The 18,300-nt window shown below is 74.2% G+C and carries 13 protein-coding genes; 4 read left to right on the forward strand and 9 right to left on the reverse strand.

All coding sequences use genetic code 11. The annotated features are described in order from the left end of the window. Complete coding sequence (locus ACFVU7_RS43625) at positions 1-753, forward strand: FAD:protein FMN transferase (protein WP_375875767.1); 753 nt, start codon at positions 1-3, stop codon at positions 751-753. 83 nt (positions 754-836) lie between these two features. Here the strand turns inward: ACFVU7_RS43625 and ACFVU7_RS43630 are convergent, their stop codons facing one another. Next, entirely contained in the window at positions 837-1,862 is a 1,026-nt protein-coding gene (locus ACFVU7_RS43630; protein WP_388052157.1) for a hypothetical protein, read from the reverse strand. A 168-nt stretch (positions 1,863-2,030) separates the two neighbouring features. On the opposite strand from ACFVU7_RS43630, the gene ACFVU7_RS43635 reads away from it, so the two are divergent. Both ACFVU7_RS43635 and ACFVU7_RS43640 read left to right on the forward strand, forming a co-directional pair. Next, the gene (locus ACFVU7_RS43635) at positions 2,031-3,356 is read left to right on the forward strand and encodes a sensor domain-containing protein (RefSeq protein ID WP_388052159.1); all 1,326 of its coding nucleotides are present in this window, start codon (positions 2,031-2,033) and stop codon (positions 3,354-3,356) included. Beyond that, the gene (locus tag ACFVU7_RS43640) at positions 3,344-3,997 is read left to right on the forward strand and encodes a response regulator transcription factor (protein ID WP_049659188.1); all 654 of its coding nucleotides are present in this window, start codon (positions 3,344-3,346) and stop codon (positions 3,995-3,997) included. The genes ACFVU7_RS43635 and ACFVU7_RS43640 overlap by 13 nt, the downstream gene beginning before the upstream one ends. A 5-nt stretch (positions 3,998-4,002) precedes the next feature. Here ACFVU7_RS43640 and ACFVU7_RS43645 read toward each other — a convergent pair whose 3' ends face one another. The 8 genes from ACFVU7_RS43645 to ACFVU7_RS43680 form a co-directional block, all read right to left on the reverse strand. Continuing rightward, complete coding sequence (locus tag ACFVU7_RS43645) at positions 4,003-6,168, reverse strand: DEAD/DEAH box helicase (RefSeq protein ID WP_388052162.1); 2,166 nt, start codon at positions 6,166-6,168, stop codon at positions 4,003-4,005. A gap of 278 nt (positions 6,169-6,446) precedes the next feature. Beyond that, positions 6,447-7,298, reverse strand: coding sequence for a hypothetical protein (locus tag ACFVU7_RS43650; RefSeq protein WP_388052165.1), 852 nt, complete (start codon positions 7,296-7,298; stop codon positions 6,447-6,449). After that, a complete protein-coding gene (locus ACFVU7_RS43655) occupies positions 7,295-11,911 on the reverse strand; it encodes an AAA domain-containing protein (protein WP_388052168.1) in 4,617 nt (1,538 codons plus the stop codon). Before ACFVU7_RS43655 ends, ACFVU7_RS43650 begins: the two co-directional genes overlap by 4 nt. A 293-nt stretch (positions 11,912-12,204) precedes the next feature. Further along, positions 12,205-13,203 carry a hypothetical protein gene (locus ACFVU7_RS43660; protein ID WP_388052171.1) on the reverse strand — a complete coding sequence of 333 codons (999 nt, stop codon included), beginning with the start codon at positions 13,201-13,203 and terminating at the stop codon, positions 12,205-12,207. Beyond that, positions 13,200-14,132 (reverse strand): ABC transporter ATP-binding protein, encoded by a 933-nt coding sequence (locus ACFVU7_RS43665; protein ID WP_388052174.1) that lies wholly within the window; start codon positions 14,130-14,132, stop codon positions 13,200-13,202. The genes ACFVU7_RS43660 and ACFVU7_RS43665 overlap by 4 nt, the downstream gene beginning before the upstream one ends. 113 nt (positions 14,133-14,245) lie before the next feature. Next, positions 14,246-14,671 (reverse strand): GntR family transcriptional regulator, encoded by a 426-nt coding sequence (locus ACFVU7_RS43670; protein ID WP_388052177.1) that lies wholly within the window; start codon positions 14,669-14,671, stop codon positions 14,246-14,248. Between the two features lie 131 nt (positions 14,672-14,802). Beyond that, positions 14,803-16,266 (reverse strand): DUF2079 domain-containing protein, encoded by a 1,464-nt coding sequence (locus tag ACFVU7_RS43675; RefSeq protein WP_388052180.1) that lies wholly within the window; start codon positions 16,264-16,266, stop codon positions 14,803-14,805. Positions 16,267-16,468: 202 nt separating this feature from the next. Continuing rightward, positions 16,469-17,110, reverse strand: coding sequence for an HD domain-containing protein (locus ACFVU7_RS43680; RefSeq protein ID WP_117492857.1), 642 nt, complete (start codon positions 17,108-17,110; stop codon positions 16,469-16,471). 112 nt (positions 17,111-17,222) lie between these two features. Here ACFVU7_RS43680 and ACFVU7_RS43685 point away from each other — a divergent pair. Continuing rightward, a partial coding sequence (locus ACFVU7_RS43685) for a GlxA family transcriptional regulator (RefSeq protein ID WP_388052182.1) occupies positions 17,223-18,300 on the forward strand: 1,078 nt, incomplete at its 3' end.

Consider the following 18,300-nt stretch of genomic DNA (forward strand, 5'->3'; position numbering starts at 1 on the left):
ATGGGCACCGTCTTCTCGATCGCCGTCCGCGACCCCGGCCCCGGCACCGCCGCCGCGCTGGAGCGGATCGCCGAACGGCTGCACCGGATCGACGCGGTGTTCTCCACCTACCGGCCGGACAGCGACATCAGCCGCCTCGACCGGGGCGAACTCGCCCTGGACGACTGCGATCCGGAGGTCCGCGCCGTGCTGGCGGCCTGCCGCGACGTGGCCGCCGAGACCGACGGCCACTTCAGCGAGCGGCCAGGCGGGCGGCTGGACCCGAGCGGCTGGGTCAAGGGGTGGGCGGTCGAGCAGGCGGCCGGCCTGCTGCGCTCCTCCGGCGCCCGGCAGTACTGCGTCAGCGGCGGCGGGGACGTGCAGACCGCCGGCGGCCCGTGGCGGATCGGCATCGCCGACCCCCGGCAGCCGGGGCTGCTGGCCGCCGTCCTCGCCGGTCACGACCTCGCCGTGGCCACCTCCGGCACCGCCGAGCGCGGCGCGCACATCCTCGACCCGCACACCGGCCGCCCGGCCCGCGGCCTGGCCTCGCTCACCCTGGTCGGCGCCCCGGGCACCGGCATCGCCCGCACCGACGCCTGGGCCACCGCCGCGTTCGCCATGGGCCCGGACCGCGCCCTCGCCTGGGCCGCCCGCCGACCCGGCATCGAGGCCCTGGCCGTCCTGCCGGACGGCTCGAAGCGCTGGACGCCGGGCCTGCCCGGGCACCTCCCGGCGAGCGGTCCGGCGGACTGGCGAGCCGCCGTCGGCTGACCGCGGCCGCCCCGAGAACGCTCGTTCCGTATGCGGAACGGTCGTTCCTGGGAATGCCCGTTCCCGGGAACGACCGCTCCGGCCTACGCCCGCTCCTGCCGCGCCGCCCGCCAGGCCTCCCAGGCGACCAGCGGCGCGAGGTACGACCAGCGCTGCGAGCCGTCCGGGCAGGTGCCGCCCTCGACCAGCTCGGAGACCGTACGGCGGGTGAAGGGCACCCAGACGGCCATGTCGTGCTCGAAGGTGCTGTGGCAGGCCTCGCGGCGGCGGTCGATCCCGGCCGCGTCGAGCCGGGACCGGACGGTGGCCACCAGCGTGTAGCAGGAGGCCGGCTCGCTCCAGCCCAGCCAGGTGATCACGGTCGGCCCGACGTCGTCCGGCAGCAGCCCCAGTTCCTCCTCCAGCGCCCGCCGGACCAGCCCGTAGAAGTCCTCGGCGGCGCCGGGCTCGTCGCGGTACTTCATCGTCTCGTTGATCCCGACCGTCCACTGCGCCGGGAAGGTGTTGACCGCCAGCGAGCGGCGGAGCAGCAGCAGCCGGCCCAGCCGGTCCCGCACCGCGACGCAGGCGCTGACCATCGTGGGCGGGGCGACGGCCACGAAGCTCGTCAGTCCCTCGTCCAGGGCCGCGCGCAGCAGCCGGGCCGCCGCCGGGTCCTCCCGGCCCAGCCGGGTCGTGGCCATGCACTCCGCGTAGTCGCTCTCGGCGATGTCCACCTCGCAGACCCGCGCGCCGCCGTGCTCGCCGTGATCGACCGTCAGCCGCGAGATGTACGCCGTCCGGCCCGCCGCACCGGCCGCCCGCTGGCGCGCCACCTCCTCGGCCCACCCGGCCGCGTCCAGCGCGTGCGGGCGCTCCACCCGCCCGCGGTGCGCCGTCACCAGCGTGCCCGGCACCAGCGGCCGGGCCGCGGACCAGGTGATCAGCGGCGCCAGCCCGTCCGCCCGCACGTCGTGCGCCCGGGCCGCCGCTGTCAGGCTCGCCCGCCGGACCCGCGGCACCGGCACCCGGGAGCCGAGCCGGGACCCGCCGAACTTGGCGAAGTCGTACACCAGATTGGTCACCACGCCGAGCAGCAGGGCTCCACCGATCCCCAGCAGCCACTCCATCCCGGTCCCCCACTTCCGCGATCGATCCGCCCATTGTGGAGGCGCCCCGCGTGGCGGCGGAAGGGCCTTCACCCTCGGGGCGGCCTGCGGAGCGATTCCAGGGCGGTCCCGGGGCCGGTGCTAGGGTGATCGAAAAGTCGGCTCGGGGCTCGGAGGCACTGAACAGTCGTGCGGACGCCCAGGATTGACGGGTCCACGGCCCGGCCGACCGTCCGCCCGGGCCGCCCGGGCCCACGCGCCTTCGCCCGGTCCGCGGCACGCCGCTTCCCCGCCGCCGCCCGCTACCTCCTGCTCTGCCTCGGCACCGGTCTGGCCGCGCTGGTCGGGCTCTGCCTGCTGCTCGTCGTCCTCGCCCTCTGCCTGGTCGGCGTGGGCCTGCCGCTCCTCCCGCCGGCCCTGCGCCTGCTGCGCCGCTCCACCGACTTCCACCGACGCCGGGTCGGCGCCCGGCTCGGCGGCGAGCGGCTGCGCGCGCCGTACGGCGACCGGCTGTCCCTACGCGACCCGGCCGTCGGCAAGGACCTGCTCTGGCTGCTCGCCCACGGCACGGCCGGGACGGCCCTGTGCGCCGGCGCCCTCACCCTGTGCAGCCACGCCTTCAACTGGCTGACGGCACCGGTGTGGTGGCAACTGCTACCCGACGAGCGCGGGAAGATCATCCTGCTGACCGTCGACTCCTGGCCGATGGCCGCCGCTGCCGCGTTGGGCGGTGTCGGCTACGCCGCCGTCGCCCTGGTCGCACTGCCGCCGCTCGCCGACCTGCACGCCCGGGCCTCCGGCCGGCTGCTGGTCGCCCGGCCCCGCGTCTCGCTCGCCCACCGCGTCCGGGAGCTGACCACCAGCCGGTCCGAGGCACTGGACGCCCACGCCGCCGAACTGCGCCGGATCGAACGGGACTTGCACGACGGCGCCCAGGCCAACCTGGTGGCCGTCTCGCTCCGGCTCGGCATGATCCGCCGCGCGCTCGACCAACGCCCCGAGCAGGCCGCCGCGTTGGTCGACTCCACCCAACTCGTCGCCGAACAGGCCCTGGAGTCGCTGCGCACCCTGGTGCGCGGCATCCACCCGCCGCTGCTCGCCGACCGCGGCCTGGCCGAGGCCGTACGGTCGCTCGCCGCCCGCTGCGCCGTACCGACCCGGGTCGAGCTGCACAACTCCGAGGCATCCGCAGGCCGTTCCGCCGATCAGTCCGCCGACCCGCCGCCGCGCGCACCGGCCGCCGCCGAGGCCGCCGCCTACTTCGTGGTCTCCGAGGCGCTCGCCAACGTCGCCCGGCACAGCGGCGCCCGCGGCGCCCTGGTCCGGCTGCGGATCACCACCGCCGCCATCGCCGTCCGGGTCGAGGACGACGGCCGGGGCGGCGCCGTCGAGGGCGCCGGAAGCGGGCTGCCCGGCCTGCGCCGCCGGGCCGCCGCGTTCGACGGCACCACCCGCCTGTCCAGCCCGCCCGGGGGCCCGACCATCCTGGAAGTGGAGATCCCGTGCGGATCCTGATCGCCGAGGACAACGCCCTGCTCCGCGAGGGCCTGGTCCTGCTGCTGCACAGCGAGGGACACGAGGTGTGCGCGACCGTCGAGCACGGCGACGACCTGCTGCCCGCCCTGCTCGACCACCGCCCCGACGTCGCCGTGGTCGACGTCCGGCTGCCCCCGGACTTCCGCGACGAGGGCCTGCGCGCCGCCGTCGAGGCCCGCCGCCGACTGCCCGCGCTGCCCGTCCTGATCCTCTCCCAGTACGTCGAACGCGCCTACGCCGCCGAGCTGCTCGCCGACAGCGCCACCGGCGTCGGCTACCTCCTCAAGGACCGGGTCGGCCGCGCCGAGGAGTTCCTCCAAGCCCTGCGGCGGGTCGCCGAGGGCGGCACCGCGATGGACCCGGAGGTCATCTCCCAGCTGATGGCCCACCGCACCGGCCCCGACCCGCTGGCCGCCCTCACCCCGCGCGAGCGCGAGGTGCTCGCCCTGATGGCCGAGGGCCACAACAACCCGACCATCGCCCGGCTCCTCTTCCTCGCCGAGAGCTCGGTGAACAAGCACATCGGCAGCATCTTCGGCAAGCTCGGCATGCCCACCCCCGACACCGGCCACCGCCGGGTCCGTGCCGTCCTCACCTACCTGCGCACGCTCGCCGATTGACGCGTTCAGCCCTCGGCGGCCGCCAGCCGCAGCTGCTCCTCCTCGACGATCAGCGCCGCCAGCGACTGCTCCGACACGTCCACCGCCTCCGGCGTCGACTCCGCCACCTCGCTGCGCCGCGCGTACTCGTCGAACAGCCGGCCCTTCGCCCGCAGCAGGTCCAGCACCCGCTGGTCGACGCTGTCCGCGGCGAGCAGCCGGTGCACCCGCACCCGGCGGACCTGCCCCATCCGGCGCGAGCGGGCCACCGCCTGTTCCTCCAGGGTCGGTTTGACCTGCGGCTCGCACAGGATCACCACCGAGGCCGCCTGGATGTTCAGGCCCACGCCCCCGGCCTGGATCTGGCAGAGCAGCACCGCGTGCCCGGGCGCGGCGCTGAAGCCGTCCACCACGTCCTGCCGCCGCGCCGACTCCAGCGAGCCGTCGATCGGCCCGAACGCCCGCTGCTCCAGGGCCGTTTGGACGGCCGCCAGGACGTCCCGGAAGAACGAGAAGACCACCACCTTCAGCCCGCCGTCCGCCGCCTCCCGGACGATCTCCAGCAGCCGCCTCAGCTTGGCCGACTCCACCGGGTCCGCGTAACCGGCCCGGCGCATCGCCGGGAAGTTGCCCGCCGCGACGGCCGACCGGTAGGCGGCGAGGTCGGCGGGCGAGAACTCCTCCCACTCGTCCACGTGCACCACCTCGGGCAGCTCGGTGAGCACGTCCCGCTGGTTGCGGCGCAGGTAGGCCGGGGCGACGGCCTTGCGGAAGGCCGCCGGCCCGGCGGCCGCCGAACCCTGCCGGACCAGCGGCACCAGCGCGGGCTGGAGGTACTCCACCAGGGTGCGGAACTCCTCCACCCGGTTCTCCATCGGCGTCCCGGTGAGGAACAGCACCCGCTCCACCCGCTCCGCCCAGGCCGCCACCGCCCGGGAGCGCTGCGCGGCACGGTTCTTGACGAAGTGCGCCTCGTCCACCACGACCATCCCGACCGCGGCCGACTCCGCCACCTCCGACGCCTCCAGGCGGCGCAGCCCGTCGAAGGTCACCACCGCGACCCCGCCGTCCCGGAGCCACTCGGCGAGCGCCGCCTCCCGCTCCGGTCCGTGCACCCGGAACGCCCGCAGGGTGCTGCGCGACTCGACCTCCCGGATCCAGTTGATCAGGACGCTGGCCGGGCAGACCACCAGGAAGTGGGTGCTCCCCCGGGCCCGCAGGTGCGCCAGCACGGCGATCGCCTGCACCGTCTTGCCGAGGCCCATCTCGTCCCCGATGATCACCCGCCGCTGGGCGAGCGCGAACCGCGCCCCGAACGCCTGGTAGCCGCGCAGCGAGACCCGGCAGTGGGCGTCGTCCAGCGGCTCGGCCCGCACCCGGTCCGACAGGTCCTCCGGCAGGAACCCCTCGGCCGCGGCGAGTTCGACCCCGGCCTCCTCGACGATGCCGCCGAGCACGCCGTAGTAGTCGGCCGAGCGGAGCTCGAAGTCCGTCCACGCCTCGACCGGGTCGAGCGGCGGACGCAGCAGGTCGACCGAGGCCTGGGCGAACAGCACCGGGACCTCCCGCGCCCCGAACCCGACCAGCGCCTCCGCCAGGGACTCGACCGCCGCCTGCGCCTGCGCCCGCCGCTCCCGCCCGGCGAACAGCCCGCGCAGCACCCCCCGGGCCGGCCCCGCGGCCGCCACCAGCGGCTCGACCTCGGCCAGGACCCGCTCCGCGGTCTCCCGGGCCCGCCGCGCCTCCGGCCCCGCGGCCACCAGCCGCTGGAGCGCCACGACCAGCGCGGAGCTCATCGCGTCCTGCCGCTCGACGTCCAGCCGCACCGCCACCGTCTGCTCGACCGCCCGGGCGATCTGCCCGGCCGCGGCCAGCGCCTGCGCCGCCGTCTGCGCCCCGACCCCCGGGATCAGCCGCAGCGTGTAGCCGGAGGCCTCCACCACCTGCCGCACCGTCCCCAGCCCGGCCGCCTCCAGCGCCCCGACCCGCAGCCGCCCCTCCGTCACGTCCCGGAGCCGCGCCACCGGGATGGCCCCCAACTCCTCCCGCACCAGCCGGTCCCGCACCCCGACGTACGCCACCCGCACCTGCTCCACGGCCCCCCGGTGGTCCGCCACCACCGCCCCGGCCGCCGCCCGCAACCCCTCCGCCTCGGCCAGGACCACCCCGACCCGCCGCCGCTCCCCCACCACCCGACCCCCGCCTCACTCCGCACACCCAGGACGGCACCATGATCCCACCCACCACTCCCCGCCGTCCTGGCCCACGACCGACCGGCGGCCCCGGTGGACACCAACCCCCTCCACCGAAGCCGCCGGCCCCCGCACCTACGGCTCGGGCGTCACCGCGGAACCCGAATCGCCGCGACCGCCCCGTCCTGCTTCAGCGAGACCGGCCGCCGCCGCTTCCTGAAGTCCCACGACTCCTCGGACCACTCCGACCGCGACGCGTGTGCCCTGCGCCGGCACTGCTACCGGGCACGGCCGGGGTGCGTGTCGGCGAGGTCGTTCAGGGCCGCGTTGACCACCTGCCAGCAGATGGCCAGGGTGTCGCGGTCCGGCCGGTGGCTCTCGCGAGCCTCGGCCTTGGGGTGGACGAAGTTCCGGTACTCGCGCAGCTCGTGGCTGAACTTCTCGATGTCCGCGCCGATCCACCCGACCCCGTGACACGCCACGATCAGATCGTGGAGGTTGATGCGGTCCTCCGACTTGCGGCCCAGAAGGGAGGGGTCCCGTTCCACGACGGTCTGGACCAGCACACCCTCCATCAACGAGCCGAGCATGATGATCGCCGCGACGTGGGCGCCGTTGGCGTAGCAGGTGCGTGCCTCGTCCAGGCGCCACTGGAGCAGTTCCGCCATGGCCTCGTCGGCGATGAGGTCCGCCATGACGACCTTCAGCTCGGCGGAGCCGTAGTGCGTCGGGTGCGCCAGCGCCGGGTCGCACGACACCAGCCGGGGGCTGCCGCCGGGGTTCTCCAGCCGGTACCCCTCGTGGATGAGGAAGGTGTTGACCGCCGTCACGACCTCGGTGAGCAGGCCGGGCTCCTCGAGGTACTCACGCGGATCGGCCAGCCTGAGCAGCACCTTCTCGATCTCCCCGGGCTGGTCGCGCCGGGCCATCAGCAGTTCGGCGGCCCACTCCCTGCGGTACTGGCCGTCGTACTCGGGCACCTCCTGCCAGCCGGCCCGCTTGAGGAAGGCCGCGATCTCGAAGCCTCGGCGGTAGAGGAGGTCGTCGTCACCCGCGACGACGCGGGCGAGTTCCTCCAGGGTGTTCTCGTCCAGCGTGCGGTCGTCCTGCCGGCTGTGCGTCTGGGTCATGCCGTTCCTCCGGTCGAATCGGTGTCAGGGGCGGGGGCGGATTCGGCACCGTCCCCGTCGTCGGGGCCCTGTTGCCCCGGCGGCTCGTGGTTCTCCGCGCCTTCGTCGGGCAGTTCGTCGCCCTCCGGCAGTTCCAGTGGCGTCCACGGCCGCGTGTCTTTCGGCGGCGGGGAGGGCCGGGAGTAGTTCGCCGGGCGGATGCCCTGCCGGTCGAGTTCCTCCCACAGGCCCGCCAGGGCCTCGTCCGGGTCGAACCTGAACTCGCTCTCCCGGATGCGCCAGAACCGCCAGCCGACCCGCTGGAGTTCACGGTCGCGCTGCTGGTCGTGCCGGATCTGGTCGAGGGTCGAGTGGTAGTAGTCGCCGTCGCACTCCACGCCCAGGCGGCCGCGCGCGCCGATCACCACCAGGTCGATGCGCTTGCTGCCCGCCGGGTACTGGGGCACCACGTGGTAGCCGCGCTCCTTGAGCCGCAGGTAGACCTGCTGCTCGAAGAGGGAGTCGAAGGGCGGGCGCCGGACGTCGGGCAGCACGGCGCCGAGGTCGGCCGCCTCCGCCAGTGCGGCCGGCGGATTCTGCATGTAGCCCAGGAGGTTGAGCCGCAGGTCCCCGGGTTTGAGCTGGTCCGGCGGCACCGAGTAGAAGAGCCGCATCTGGTCCTGGGCGCGGCTGGCCGCCACGTTGTAGGCCTGCTGCTCGCTGCGCATGCCGCCGGCGATCTTCCGTACCCGGTCGACCACCATCGACAGCAGGATGACGTGCCGCTCGTCGCCCTGGAACTGGGCCGGGGTTCCCACCCGGATGCGGTGGCGCTCCCGGACCGGGGCCGGCAGGCGCTGTTCGATCAGCTGCTCCAGCAGTTTGACCTGGCCGAAGCCCTGGAGCACGATCACGCCCATGGTCTTGTGCTCGTACGCCGGGTCCGCGGCCAGCTCGGCGAGGCAGTCCACGATCGCCTCCGCTTCCTTCGGGTTGCGGATCCGTCCGTCGCGTCCCTCGGTGACCCCGCCCTCGACGTAGTGCGTCAGCAGCGGGTCGAGCCGTTCACCGCCGTACTGCCGCAGCGGGATGAGGCCCGGCGGGGTGTAGAAGGTCTCCGAGGACCAGCCGATGATCTCGGGCATGCAGCGGAAGTGCTCCTGCAGGCGGATGGTGGACGGGAAGAACGTCGACAGCAGCTGGTACAGGTTGGAGTGCGGCATGTACAACTGGCGCAGGTGGGCGGGGACTTCCGGCAGGTGCGCGGACAGCCGGTCCTGGATCTGCTGGGTGCGGCCCAGCCCGGTGACCGGTGGCGTGCACTGCTTGTCGTCGCCGACCACGATGATCCTCGGCGCGAGCCAGAGCAGGAACAGCGCGTCCATGCCGGCCTGACTGGCCTCGTCGACGATCACCACGTCGAAGGCGTCCTGCCTGGGCTTGATCATCTCCGCCACCCGCGCGATGGGCATCACCCAGGCCGGCACCGCTCCCTGGGCGACCTGCATCGCGCTGTGGGCGGCCGCCTTGAAGTGGGAGGCGCTCTTGCCCTTGCCCTTGCCGTACGACGCCATGTGCGTGCGGTAGGCCTGGAGTGCCGAGCGCTGCTCCTGGGTCATCCGCACCAGGCAGTGCAGCCGGCCGTGTGCGGCGGCCAGGTCTCCCGTGAGCTCCTCCAACTTCGCCTCGTGCTCGGTGAGTTCACCGTCGAGGCACTGTTCCCGGCCGGGCGCGCGTTCGTCGTCGATGAACTCGGACGCCTTCGCCCAGGCCCAGGCGTCCCGGAGCCGGGCGAGCCGCTCGTCCCAGGCCGGGTCCTCGGCCTCCGCTTCGAGCCGGCCGGCGAGCGCAGGCGACGCGCTGCGCAGGCCGTCGAGCAACTCCACGCAGCGGCGCCGCCGTTGGTCCCGTTGCTGCGCTGCCGCGAGCGCTTCGAGCTCCTTGGTGTACCGGTCGACATCGCGGTCGCGCAGGGCCTGCGCCATGGCGAGCGCCTCGACCGGCGCGGCCACGCCGTCCTCCCCGCCGCGCAGGAGCCGGTCCCATCGGCCGAGCCGCTCCGAGGCCTCCTCCGCGCGCTGCCGGCCGGCCAGGGCCGCGACGGCCTCGGCGAAGTCCTGCCACGCCTGCGGCCGGGTGAGGTCGAGGTAGACCCCGTGGTGGACCAGGAGTTCGTCGACCTGCTCACGGATCCGGCCGAATTCATCGACCTCCGCGAGGTGTCGGTAGCGCTCGGACAGCGAGGCCAGTCGCACCTCCAGCGGCGCTTCCGGCACTGCCGCACCCACCTGCTCCCAGCGGGCCGCCACGGCGGCGAGGGCCGCGTGCGCGTGCAGATGGGCCAGCACGGCGCCGAGATCGTCGGCGGAGGCCGGCACCTTGCCGTCCACCGTGCAACTGCCGAGGAGCTCCTCGGCCTCCCGCTGCGCCCTGAACGCGAACCGGGTCCGCAGCCTGCGGCCCGCCGACAGCTGCTCCATCAGGGCCGGGATCGTGGCCGCCATCCGGCGGGCGCGCTCGGGGACCAGGAGGTCCGGGAGGACCACCGTGCGCAGACCGACCCGGTCGAGGCCCTCGGCCACCTCGGGGAGCACGCGCGCGACGTCGGCGACACGCTGCCAGAGATCGGGGTGGCGCCGGGCCAGCCGGTCCGTCAGCGCGCGCTCCACCCAGCCCTCGTCGCCCCAGCGCGCGGCCTCCCGGTGAACACCCAGACGGTGCAGTCGGTTTCGGCCGGAGCCCAGCAGCTCGGTCAGCCGGTCCGTGGTGGAGGTCTCCAGGGCGGCCAGGACGTTGCGCACCTCGATCGCCGCCGGTGAGAGACCGTTGACGCTCAACTGGCTCACCGCGAGGGCCGCCGCGACCTGGCCGGACGTCGGTAGCGTCTCCGCCGCCGGGAACACCCCGGACTCCGTCCACTGCCCGGCGCCGTCCCGCAGCAGCGCGAGCAGTTCCTCCGCCTGGACGGGCGAGAGCGGCGGTGCCTCCGGCGCCCGGTTCGGCAGCCTGCCGATCCAGCCCAGCCGCACCGCCTCGTCCTGCACCTTCCGCACGATCGCGGCGAGCGTCCCCGAGTAGCCCGGTGCGACCTCCGGGTGCTGGTAGACCTCCGCTTCCCGCAGCGAGACCACCTGCTCGGTCAGCAGCTTGATCCGGCTGCGCACCTCGTACCGGCGCTGGGTCAGCCGCTGGATCTCGTCCCGCAGCTGGTCGGTGTCGCCCGCCGCCACCCGATCGCTCAGCGCGTTGATGGTGCGTTCCAGTTCGCTGGCACCGTCCTGGCTGGTGGTACTGAGCAGCAACACGCACAAGTCCCTGACAGCCGGCGGGAGTTTGTCCCGGAGCACGGTCAGCGGCTGGTCCTTGGCGCTGGTCACGAGCACCCGCTGGCCCTGGGCCAGGAGCGCGGACACCAGGTTGGCGATGGTGTGCGTCTTTCCGGTGCCGGGCGGGCCCTGCACCACCACGCCGGTGTCCCGCTGCAACCGCTGGAGTACGGAGCGCTGCTGGGCGTTGGTCTTGCCGGGGAACAGCGGCTCGTCGCCGAAGAGCGCCGGCGCCTGCCGCCCGCCCCAGTTCTGCCGGTCCTCGGGGTTCAGCGACATCACCAACTGCGCCAGCCCGAGCGGGGCCCGGCGTTCGGACACCACGCTCTCCGCGATGCGGTCGTAGAACCTCAACACCTCATTGCGGTCCCTGGGCCGCTTCAGCAGGGCGGGCGCGAAGGTCAGCCTGGCGCCCTCATCCGGTCCCGCCGGCGGACGCCAGTTGGTGCTGAACGCCACCGGCCTGGGCAGGACCAGGTCCAGCCACTGCGAGAGGCACTCCAGCGCCTCCTCGCTCAACAGGTGGAAGGGCAGCGCGGAGAGCTCCTCGTTGAACGCCGCCGCACGCTCCGGCACCCAGCCGTCGTCCGCGTCCAGGAAGTCCCGGTCCTCCAGCCGGACCGCTCCGCTCTCCGTGAGGCGTACGGTGATCTGCGCGGTCCGCCGATCGACGTGGGTCTCCACCCGCCGCGAGAGCACGTGCCGGTGGATCACCCCGCCGTTCGGTTCCCGCCAGCTCAACAGGCCTGCGGCGAGCACGAGTTCCTGCTGGTCGTCCTGCCGCGCCAACTGCTGGTGCCAGTGGTAGACCTTCTCGTAGAGCTGACGCCGCGACCGCTCGGACCGCTCCCGCTCGGCCCAGATCCGCCAGCGCGCGAGCCACGGCCCGTACGCCCGCAGGACCTCCGCGGCCTCCTTCCGCGCGACGACCGCCTCGTCGCCCTGCCACCCGCCGGCTCCGCCCGCCGCCGGCTCCCCGGTCCGGTACGGACCCTCCTCCGCGAGCGGCGGGTCCTCGGCATCGGCGTCCTGGCACAGCCGCTCGTCGACCCACCCCTCCAGCACCGGCGGCAGTTCCGGCGCAGCGGCCTGCGGAACGTGGTCCAGGATCAACAACGGACGGTCGTCGTCCCCGGACGGCCGGGGCACCTTCGCCGGCAGGTCGGCCAGCCAGAGCGGCCCCCAGGAACGCGTGTCCCGGAGCCGCTGATGGCTGCTCTGCACGACCTCGCGCAGGAATCCGACCAGCGCGGCGGTCTGACCGATGACATCGGGGTCACCCGCATGTCGTCGTGGAACGCTCACCATTCTCCCTTCAGTCGGTGACGAACGTTCCAGCATGGGGGCGGCCTCGGGGACCGGAAGCCGGTCGGGCCAGAGTGGCCGAATTCCCGCCGACCGATGGCCGACTTTCACTCGGCGGAAATTCGGATGGCCATTTCAACGGCACAGGAAAGCGAACGTATTTCCTGCCATCGAACACCTGAAGAGCCGCCCGACCAGGCGGTTTCGGGCATGGAAAATCCCCCGGCGGTGCCGGGGGATTGACGAGGAATAGGAACTGTCGGCGACGGTTTTCGACGCCGCGGACAACCGTCGCGTCAGGCGCGGATGCGGCGGAAGACGGCGATCAGGAGGGCCGCGGCAAGGGCCAGGAGGATGCCGGCTTCGACGAGTTGGATGGGGGTGAGGTGGGCGGCCGGGTGGAAGCGGAGCCAGGAGGCGCTGGCCGTGTTGCAGGTGGTGTTGAGGGCGCAGGAGTCGGTGGTGACGCGGGTGCCGTCGGGGAAGACGACGCCCTGGTCGATGAGCCAGGCGTTGGTGGGCTGGGCGGTGCCCACGGGGGCCACCTGTTCCACGACCGGGTAGAAGAGCGGGCGGGCCCAGACGACCAGGCCGTGGGCGGTGGCGACGAGGGCGCCGGTGGCGAACATCGCGGGGAGGGTGCGGCGGACGAGTTGGCCGACCAGGACACCGAGGGCCAGCGCGAACAGGGACCAGGCGACCGGGGCGAGGCCGATGGCCGGGTAGGTGAAGAACTGGAACGGCGGGTCGAAGGCGTCCGGACCGTGTGCGATGTCCGTCCACCACACCCAGGTCATCAGGACGGCGATCACACCGCTGACGGCCAGGACGGCGAGGCCGGGGACGGCGAGGCGGACGGCCAGCCAGCGGGCCGGGCTGACGGACTGGGCGCGGATCAGCCGGATGGTGCCGCGTTCGTACTCCTGGGCCAGCAGCGGGGCGCCGATGAACACGCCGATCAGCAGCGGGAGGACGGTGACGGCGGGCTGGAGGACCTCCAGGTACCAGAAGTTGGGGCGGTTGATCGGTGCGAGGAGGGCCCAGCACTCGGATTCGGACCAGGAGTCGGGGTAGTAGCAGCCGGTCCGCCGCAGGACGCCGATGATGTGGCGGAGGGCGACGTGGATCCAGACGAGGTCCGCCACCGCGAGGACGAGCAGCACGCCCAGGGCCCAGAGCAGGAAGCGGTTCTGACGGAGCGTCAGCCAGATGAGCCCGCGCAGGGCGGGGGTGGCGGGCCGCCGGTCGGCGGGTGCGGAGGTGGGGGCCCGGTCGGGCAGGAGGTCGGTGCTCATGCGGCCACCCCGTTCGGGTCGGGCTTCACGCGGTTCGGGTTGTCGGCAGAGGTGTCGGCGGAGGCCCGGAGGTAGCCGAGCAGCAGGTCCTCCAGGCTCGGGCGTTCACTCTCCCAGTCGCCGTCCACCGGCTCGTCGGTGCGGACCAGGGCGACGGCCCGGCGGCCGCTGACGCGCTGCTCGACCACCGTCTCGGCGGCCAGGGAGGAACCCTGGGCGGCCGGCCCGGTGAGCAGTCGGTGCCCGTCGAGGATCTCCTCCAGGTCACCGGCCAGCCGGACGCGTCCGCGCTGGACGAGGAGCAGGTGGTCGATGACGCCGTCCAGCTCGGGGAGGATGTGCGAGGACAGTACGATCCCGGCGCCGCGCTCGGCGGCGACCGACATCAGGGTGCCCATCAGCTGGTGCCGGGCGAGCGGGTCGAGGTCGGCCATCGGTTCGTCGAGCAGCAGCAGGTCGGGGAGCTTGCCGAGGGCGAGGGCGAGGCAGACCCGGGTGCGCTGGCCGCCGGAGAGCGAGCCGATCCGCGCCTTGGGGTTCAACTCGCCCTGCTCTGCGATCTGTTGGGCCACAGCCTCGTCCCACACCGGGTTGAGCTCGCGGCCCATCCGCAGCGTCTCGGCGACGGTGAGGCCCGGGTAGAGCGGCTTGTCCTGCGGCACGTAGGCGACCCGGGCGCGCAGCTCGGGCGCACCGGCGGTGGCGCCGAGCACCCGCACCCTGCCCTCGGTGGGCGCGAGTTGGCCGGCGGCGAGGGAGAGCAGGGTGCTCTTGCCCGCGCCGTTGGGGCCCACCACGCCGCAGATCCGCCCGGCCGGGACGGTGACATCGCAGCCGCGCAGCGCCCAGCCGCCGCGGTACCTCCTGCCGAGGCCTTCGGCCTCCAGGGCCGGCGCCGTCACGGGCGCCGTGGTCGTCGGGTCGTCCACCCGGTCCCCCCACTGTTCTCGGTTCGGTGTTGCCGGGGCGCCGCAGGCCCCGGCGTCGGGGTTTCGGGCCCCCCGATGTCGGAGCCCCGGTTTCGGCCCCCGGTGTCGGAGCCTCAGACCCCGTCGTCGGAGTCGGAGGCCCCAGAAGCAGAGACCCCGGTGTCGAAACGCTGCTCCAGGACGGAGGCCATCAGCGCGGTGATGTCCTCGCGCTCCAGTCCGACCTCCCGGGCCTGGTCCACCCACCCGACCAGGCCCGCCCGCAGCGGCCCGTCCGCCGCCGCCTCCGGCCGGGCGAGCGAGCGCCGGACGAAGGTGCCGAGCCCCGGGCGGGGTTCGACCAGGCCTTCGCGTTCGAGCTCGCGATAGGCCTTCAGCACGGTGTTGGGGTTGATCGCGGTCAGTTCGACCACCTCTCGGGCGGTCGGCAGCTTGTCTCCGGGCTGGAGCAGTCCGAGCCGCAGGGCCTGCTTGGTCTGCTGCACGATCTGCTGGTAGGTGGAGACGCCGCTGCGCCGCTCGATGCGGTACTCGATCACCGGCGATTCAGCCTTTCACTAGTTCAATAGTGGAATGGTGGCGCACGGCGCCGCGCGGGTCAAGCCGGACCCGGGGGGTGTCCGACCTGGGGCCGTCCGCTGCTCGGGGGTTGTCCGGCCCGGGAGGCGGCTCAGGGGCGTTGCAGCAGGAGCAGGCCGTCCTGCTCGACCAGCGGCCGGTAGCCGCGCTCCCGGTAGACGGCCAGCATCCGGGCGGTGTCGGCGGTGGCGCACGGGGCCTGCACGCTCGGGTCGCGCAGGTCGACGGCCACCCACTGCGGGCCAGGGCCCTCCGGCGTCCGGCACACCAGGGTGACCTCCGTCCGGCGGGTGAGCTGGGCCGCCAGCCGGTTGGAGGCGGCCACGGTGGCGTCGTCGGGTATCCGGTGGAGCAGCGCCCGGATCTCGGTGAGCCGGGGCGAGGTGCGCCAGGCCTCGGGCATCACCACCTCGTGCAGCGGGTAGAGCGGCAGCGTCACGGCGGCCACCAGGGCGCTGACGGCGAGTCCGCGCCTGGCCCGGCGCACCTCGACGCGGCGGCGCGCGTCAACCCGGCGCAGGACGTCCACCAGGGCCGCGAACGCGATCGGCATCAGCACCGCGCTGTAGTGGTAACTGACGCCCCAGTAGTGCGAGTTGGAAGAGAACAGCCGCCAGGCGAGGGTGGGCACGCAGAGCAGCAGGAGCGGTGAGCGCAGGCCGATGAAGCCGGCGGTGGCGGCGAGCAGGAACAGCAGCAGCCACTTGACCGGCGGCCAGCCGAGCCGCAGTGGCAGTTCCCAGAGCGAGGCCTGCCCGCCCTGCCCGCCGCCGTCCAGCTGCTGCCAGTAGTCGAAGCTCCCGCTCGGGTTGAACGCCGGGAGCACGACGAGCACGGTGAGCGCGGTCGCGGCGAGCCCGACGGCGGCGAGGGCGAGTCCGGGCAGTGGGCTGCTGTGCCGCTCCCGCCGGGCCTGCCAGGCGATCAGGACCCCGACGGCGGCCACCGTCAGCCCGAGGTCCTCCTTGACCAGCAGCAGCGGCAGCGACCAGAGCGCGGCGGCGAGCGGCCGGCGCCGGCCGAGTGCGGTGGCGGCGAAGGCGAGCAGCGGGACGGCGAAGGCGATCTCGTGGAAGTCGTCGGCCGCCGCCCGGACGATCCCCCAGGAGGCCCCGGTGGCGCAGCCGACGAGCAGCGCCACCCGCGGCCCGGCCACCTCGTGGGCCCAGCGGGTCAGCGGGACGACGGCCAGCGCCATCAGCAGCGCCTGGGCGACGACGAGGGTGAGCGGGCTCGGGAAGGCCCGGTAGGCGGGGGCGAGGACCGCGATCAGCGGATGGAAGTGGTCCCCGAGCAGGTGGTAGCCGGGGCCCTTGAGCGGCACGATCGGCGCCTGCCCGTGGGCGTACGCCCGGACGGCCTGCTCGAAGATGCCCAGGTCGTAGGCCTTGGTGAGGCCGCGCCGGTGCCGGTTGACGGCGACGCAGGCGTACAGCACGGCGAACCCGGCCGCCAGGCCCCACGCTAGCGGGGCGGGGCGGCGGGCGCGGGGCGGTACGGACGGAAGAGCGGCCGTACTCGGAACGGCCCGGGACACGGAGGAGGGAGCGGGCATCGGCAAAGTACCCTTTCACTATTCGATTAGTGGAAGGGTGGTGGAACCCCGAGCCCCCGTCAAACCCGGCCGAGCGACGCCGACCGGGCCCCCGGGCTGCCCTCAGAAGCCCGCGTCCAACGCCCCCGACCAGCGCCAGCGTCCAACGCCCACGGCCGGCGCCCCCGACCAGAACCCCTCCGCCGAAAGCCCCCGCCCCGGCTCACTCCCCCCACGCGGAGCCCTTGATCACCTCCACGAAGTCGCCGCGCTCGAAGCCGGGCACGAAGTGGGCGAGCACGTCCGCCTTGACGTTGCCGAAGGTCGTGTCCGGGCGGCCCTTGATGCCGTCGGTGAACGCGGCCAGGATGCGGTTCTTGAAGTCGGGCCGCGGATGGGCCGCGACCACGGCGGCCCGCTGCTCCGCGGAGATCGCGTGGTAGCCGATCCCCAGCACGTCCAGTTCCACGCCGCGGGTGACCAGGGCGATCTCCGGCGCCATGTGCAACGGGATCTCCGGGGTGGTGTGCAGGGCGATGGCGGTCCAGACCCGCTGCGCCGGCTCGCCGGTGATGCCGTGGGCCGCCAGGAAGCGGCGGGCCTCGTCGGCACCGTCGATCTCGAACCGCTGGTCGGTCCGGGCGAAGCGGCCGGTGAGGCCGAGGTCGTGGAACATCGCGCCCACGTACAGCAGCTCCGGGTCGAACTCCAGCCCCTGTTCGGCGCCGCGCAGCGCCCCGAACAGGAACACCCGGCGCGAGTGGTCGAACAGCAGGGGCGAGGCCGCCTCCCGCACCAGTTCGGTCGCCTCCCGGGCCAGGGCGCTGTCCGGGACGCGCACGCCCGCGATCGTCTCGTTCGTCATGGTTCCTCCGCGTTCATTCGTTTCGGGGGCTGTTCGGTCGACTCCTCCACCCTCGCCCGGTGGCGTACGCTGCCGCCATGTCGGTACGGACAGCCGGACCTCGGATTCGGACATGACGCGCCTGGTCGCCTTCCTCGTGTTCGACGGGGTGACGCTGCTCGACGTCAGCGGTCCGCTGGAGGTGTTCCACCAGGCCGGCCGGCTCGGCCACCCGTACCGGACCGTCCTGGTCTCCCCGGGCGGCGGCACCGTCACCGCCTCCAACGGCGTGGCCCTGGCGGACACCGCCGCACCGGAGGACGTCCAGGGAGCACTCGGCCCCCGGGAACCCCTCGACACCCTGGTCGTCGCCGGCGCCGACCACCTGGCCGCCCGGGGCCCGGACGCACCCCTGCTCGCCGCCGCGGAGGGCCTCGCCAGGCGGGCCCGGCGGGTCGCCTCGGTGTGCAGCGGCGCCTTCGTGCTCGCCGCGCTGGGGCTGCTCGACGGCCGCCGGGCCACCACCCACTGGCGCCACGCCACCGCCCTCGCGCTCCGCCACCCCGGGGTGCGGGTCGAACCCGACGCCCTGCACGTCCGGGACGGCCGCTACCACACCAGCGCCGGCATCAGCGCGGGCATCGACCTCGCCCTCGCCCTGGTCGAGCACGACCACGGCGCCGAGGCCGCCCGCGCCATCGCCCGCGAGCTGGTCGTCTTCGTGCAGCGCCCGGGCGGCCAGTCGCAGTTCTCCACCGCCCTGGCCACCCCGCCGGCCCGCAGCGGCCTGCTGCGCACGCTCACCGACGCCGTCCTCGCCGACCCGGGCGCCGACCACAGCCTGCCCGCGATGGCCGCCGCGGCCGCCGTCAGCACCCGCCACCTGACCCGGCTCTTCCAGGCCGAGCTGAACACCACCCCGGCCCGCTGGGTCGAGCGCGTCCGCCTCGACCGCGCCCAACAGCTGCTCCTCGACGGCCACGGCATCACCGCCGCCGCCCGGCTCAGCGGCCTGGGCAGCGACGAGACCCTGCGCCGCGCCTTCGCCCGCCGGCTGGGCACCACGCCCACCGAGTTCCGCAACCGCTTCACCACCACGGCCGCCCCGAACGGCCCCCGCCGCCCCCCGACCCGGCGCCCCGCCCGCCCCCGCCCCGCCCGCGCCCGCCCCCCGCCCCGGCCCACCGGGGCGCGCCGCGCCCGCCGGCCCG

It is taken from the genome of Kitasatospora sp. NPDC058046, from assembly GCF_042885595.1.
Taxonomy (GTDB): domain Bacteria; phylum Actinomycetota; class Actinomycetes; order Streptomycetales; family Streptomycetaceae; genus Kitasatospora.

What these genes read in the sequence shown, in the direction of transcription:
- ACFVU7_RS43625 (WP_375875767.1), top strand. Translation starts at nt 1, where the DNA reads ATGGGCACCGTCTTCTCGATCGCCGTCCGCGACCCCGGCCCCGGCACC.
- ACFVU7_RS43630 (WP_388052157.1), bottom strand. Translation starts at nt 1,862, where the DNA reads ATGGAGTGGCTGCTGGGGATCGGTGGAGCCCTGCTGCTCGGCGTGGTG.
- ACFVU7_RS43650 (WP_388052165.1), bottom strand. Translation starts at nt 7,298, where the DNA reads ATGACCCAGACGCACAGCCGGCAGGACGACCGCACGCTGGACGAGAAC.
- ACFVU7_RS43655 (WP_388052168.1), bottom strand. Translation starts at nt 11,911, where the DNA reads ATGGTGAGCGTTCCACGACGACATGCGGGTGACCCCGATGTCATCGGT.
- ACFVU7_RS43660 (WP_388052171.1), bottom strand. Translation starts at nt 13,203, where the DNA reads ATGAGCACCGACCTCCTGCCCGACCGGGCCCCCACCTCCGCACCCGCC.
- ACFVU7_RS43675 (WP_388052180.1), bottom strand. Translation starts at nt 16,266, where the DNA reads ATGCCCGCTCCCTCCTCCGTGTCCCGGGCCGTTCCGAGTACGGCCGCT.
- ACFVU7_RS43680 (WP_117492857.1), bottom strand. Translation starts at nt 17,110, where the DNA reads ATGACGAACGAGACGATCGCGGGCGTGCGCGTCCCGGACAGCGCCCTG.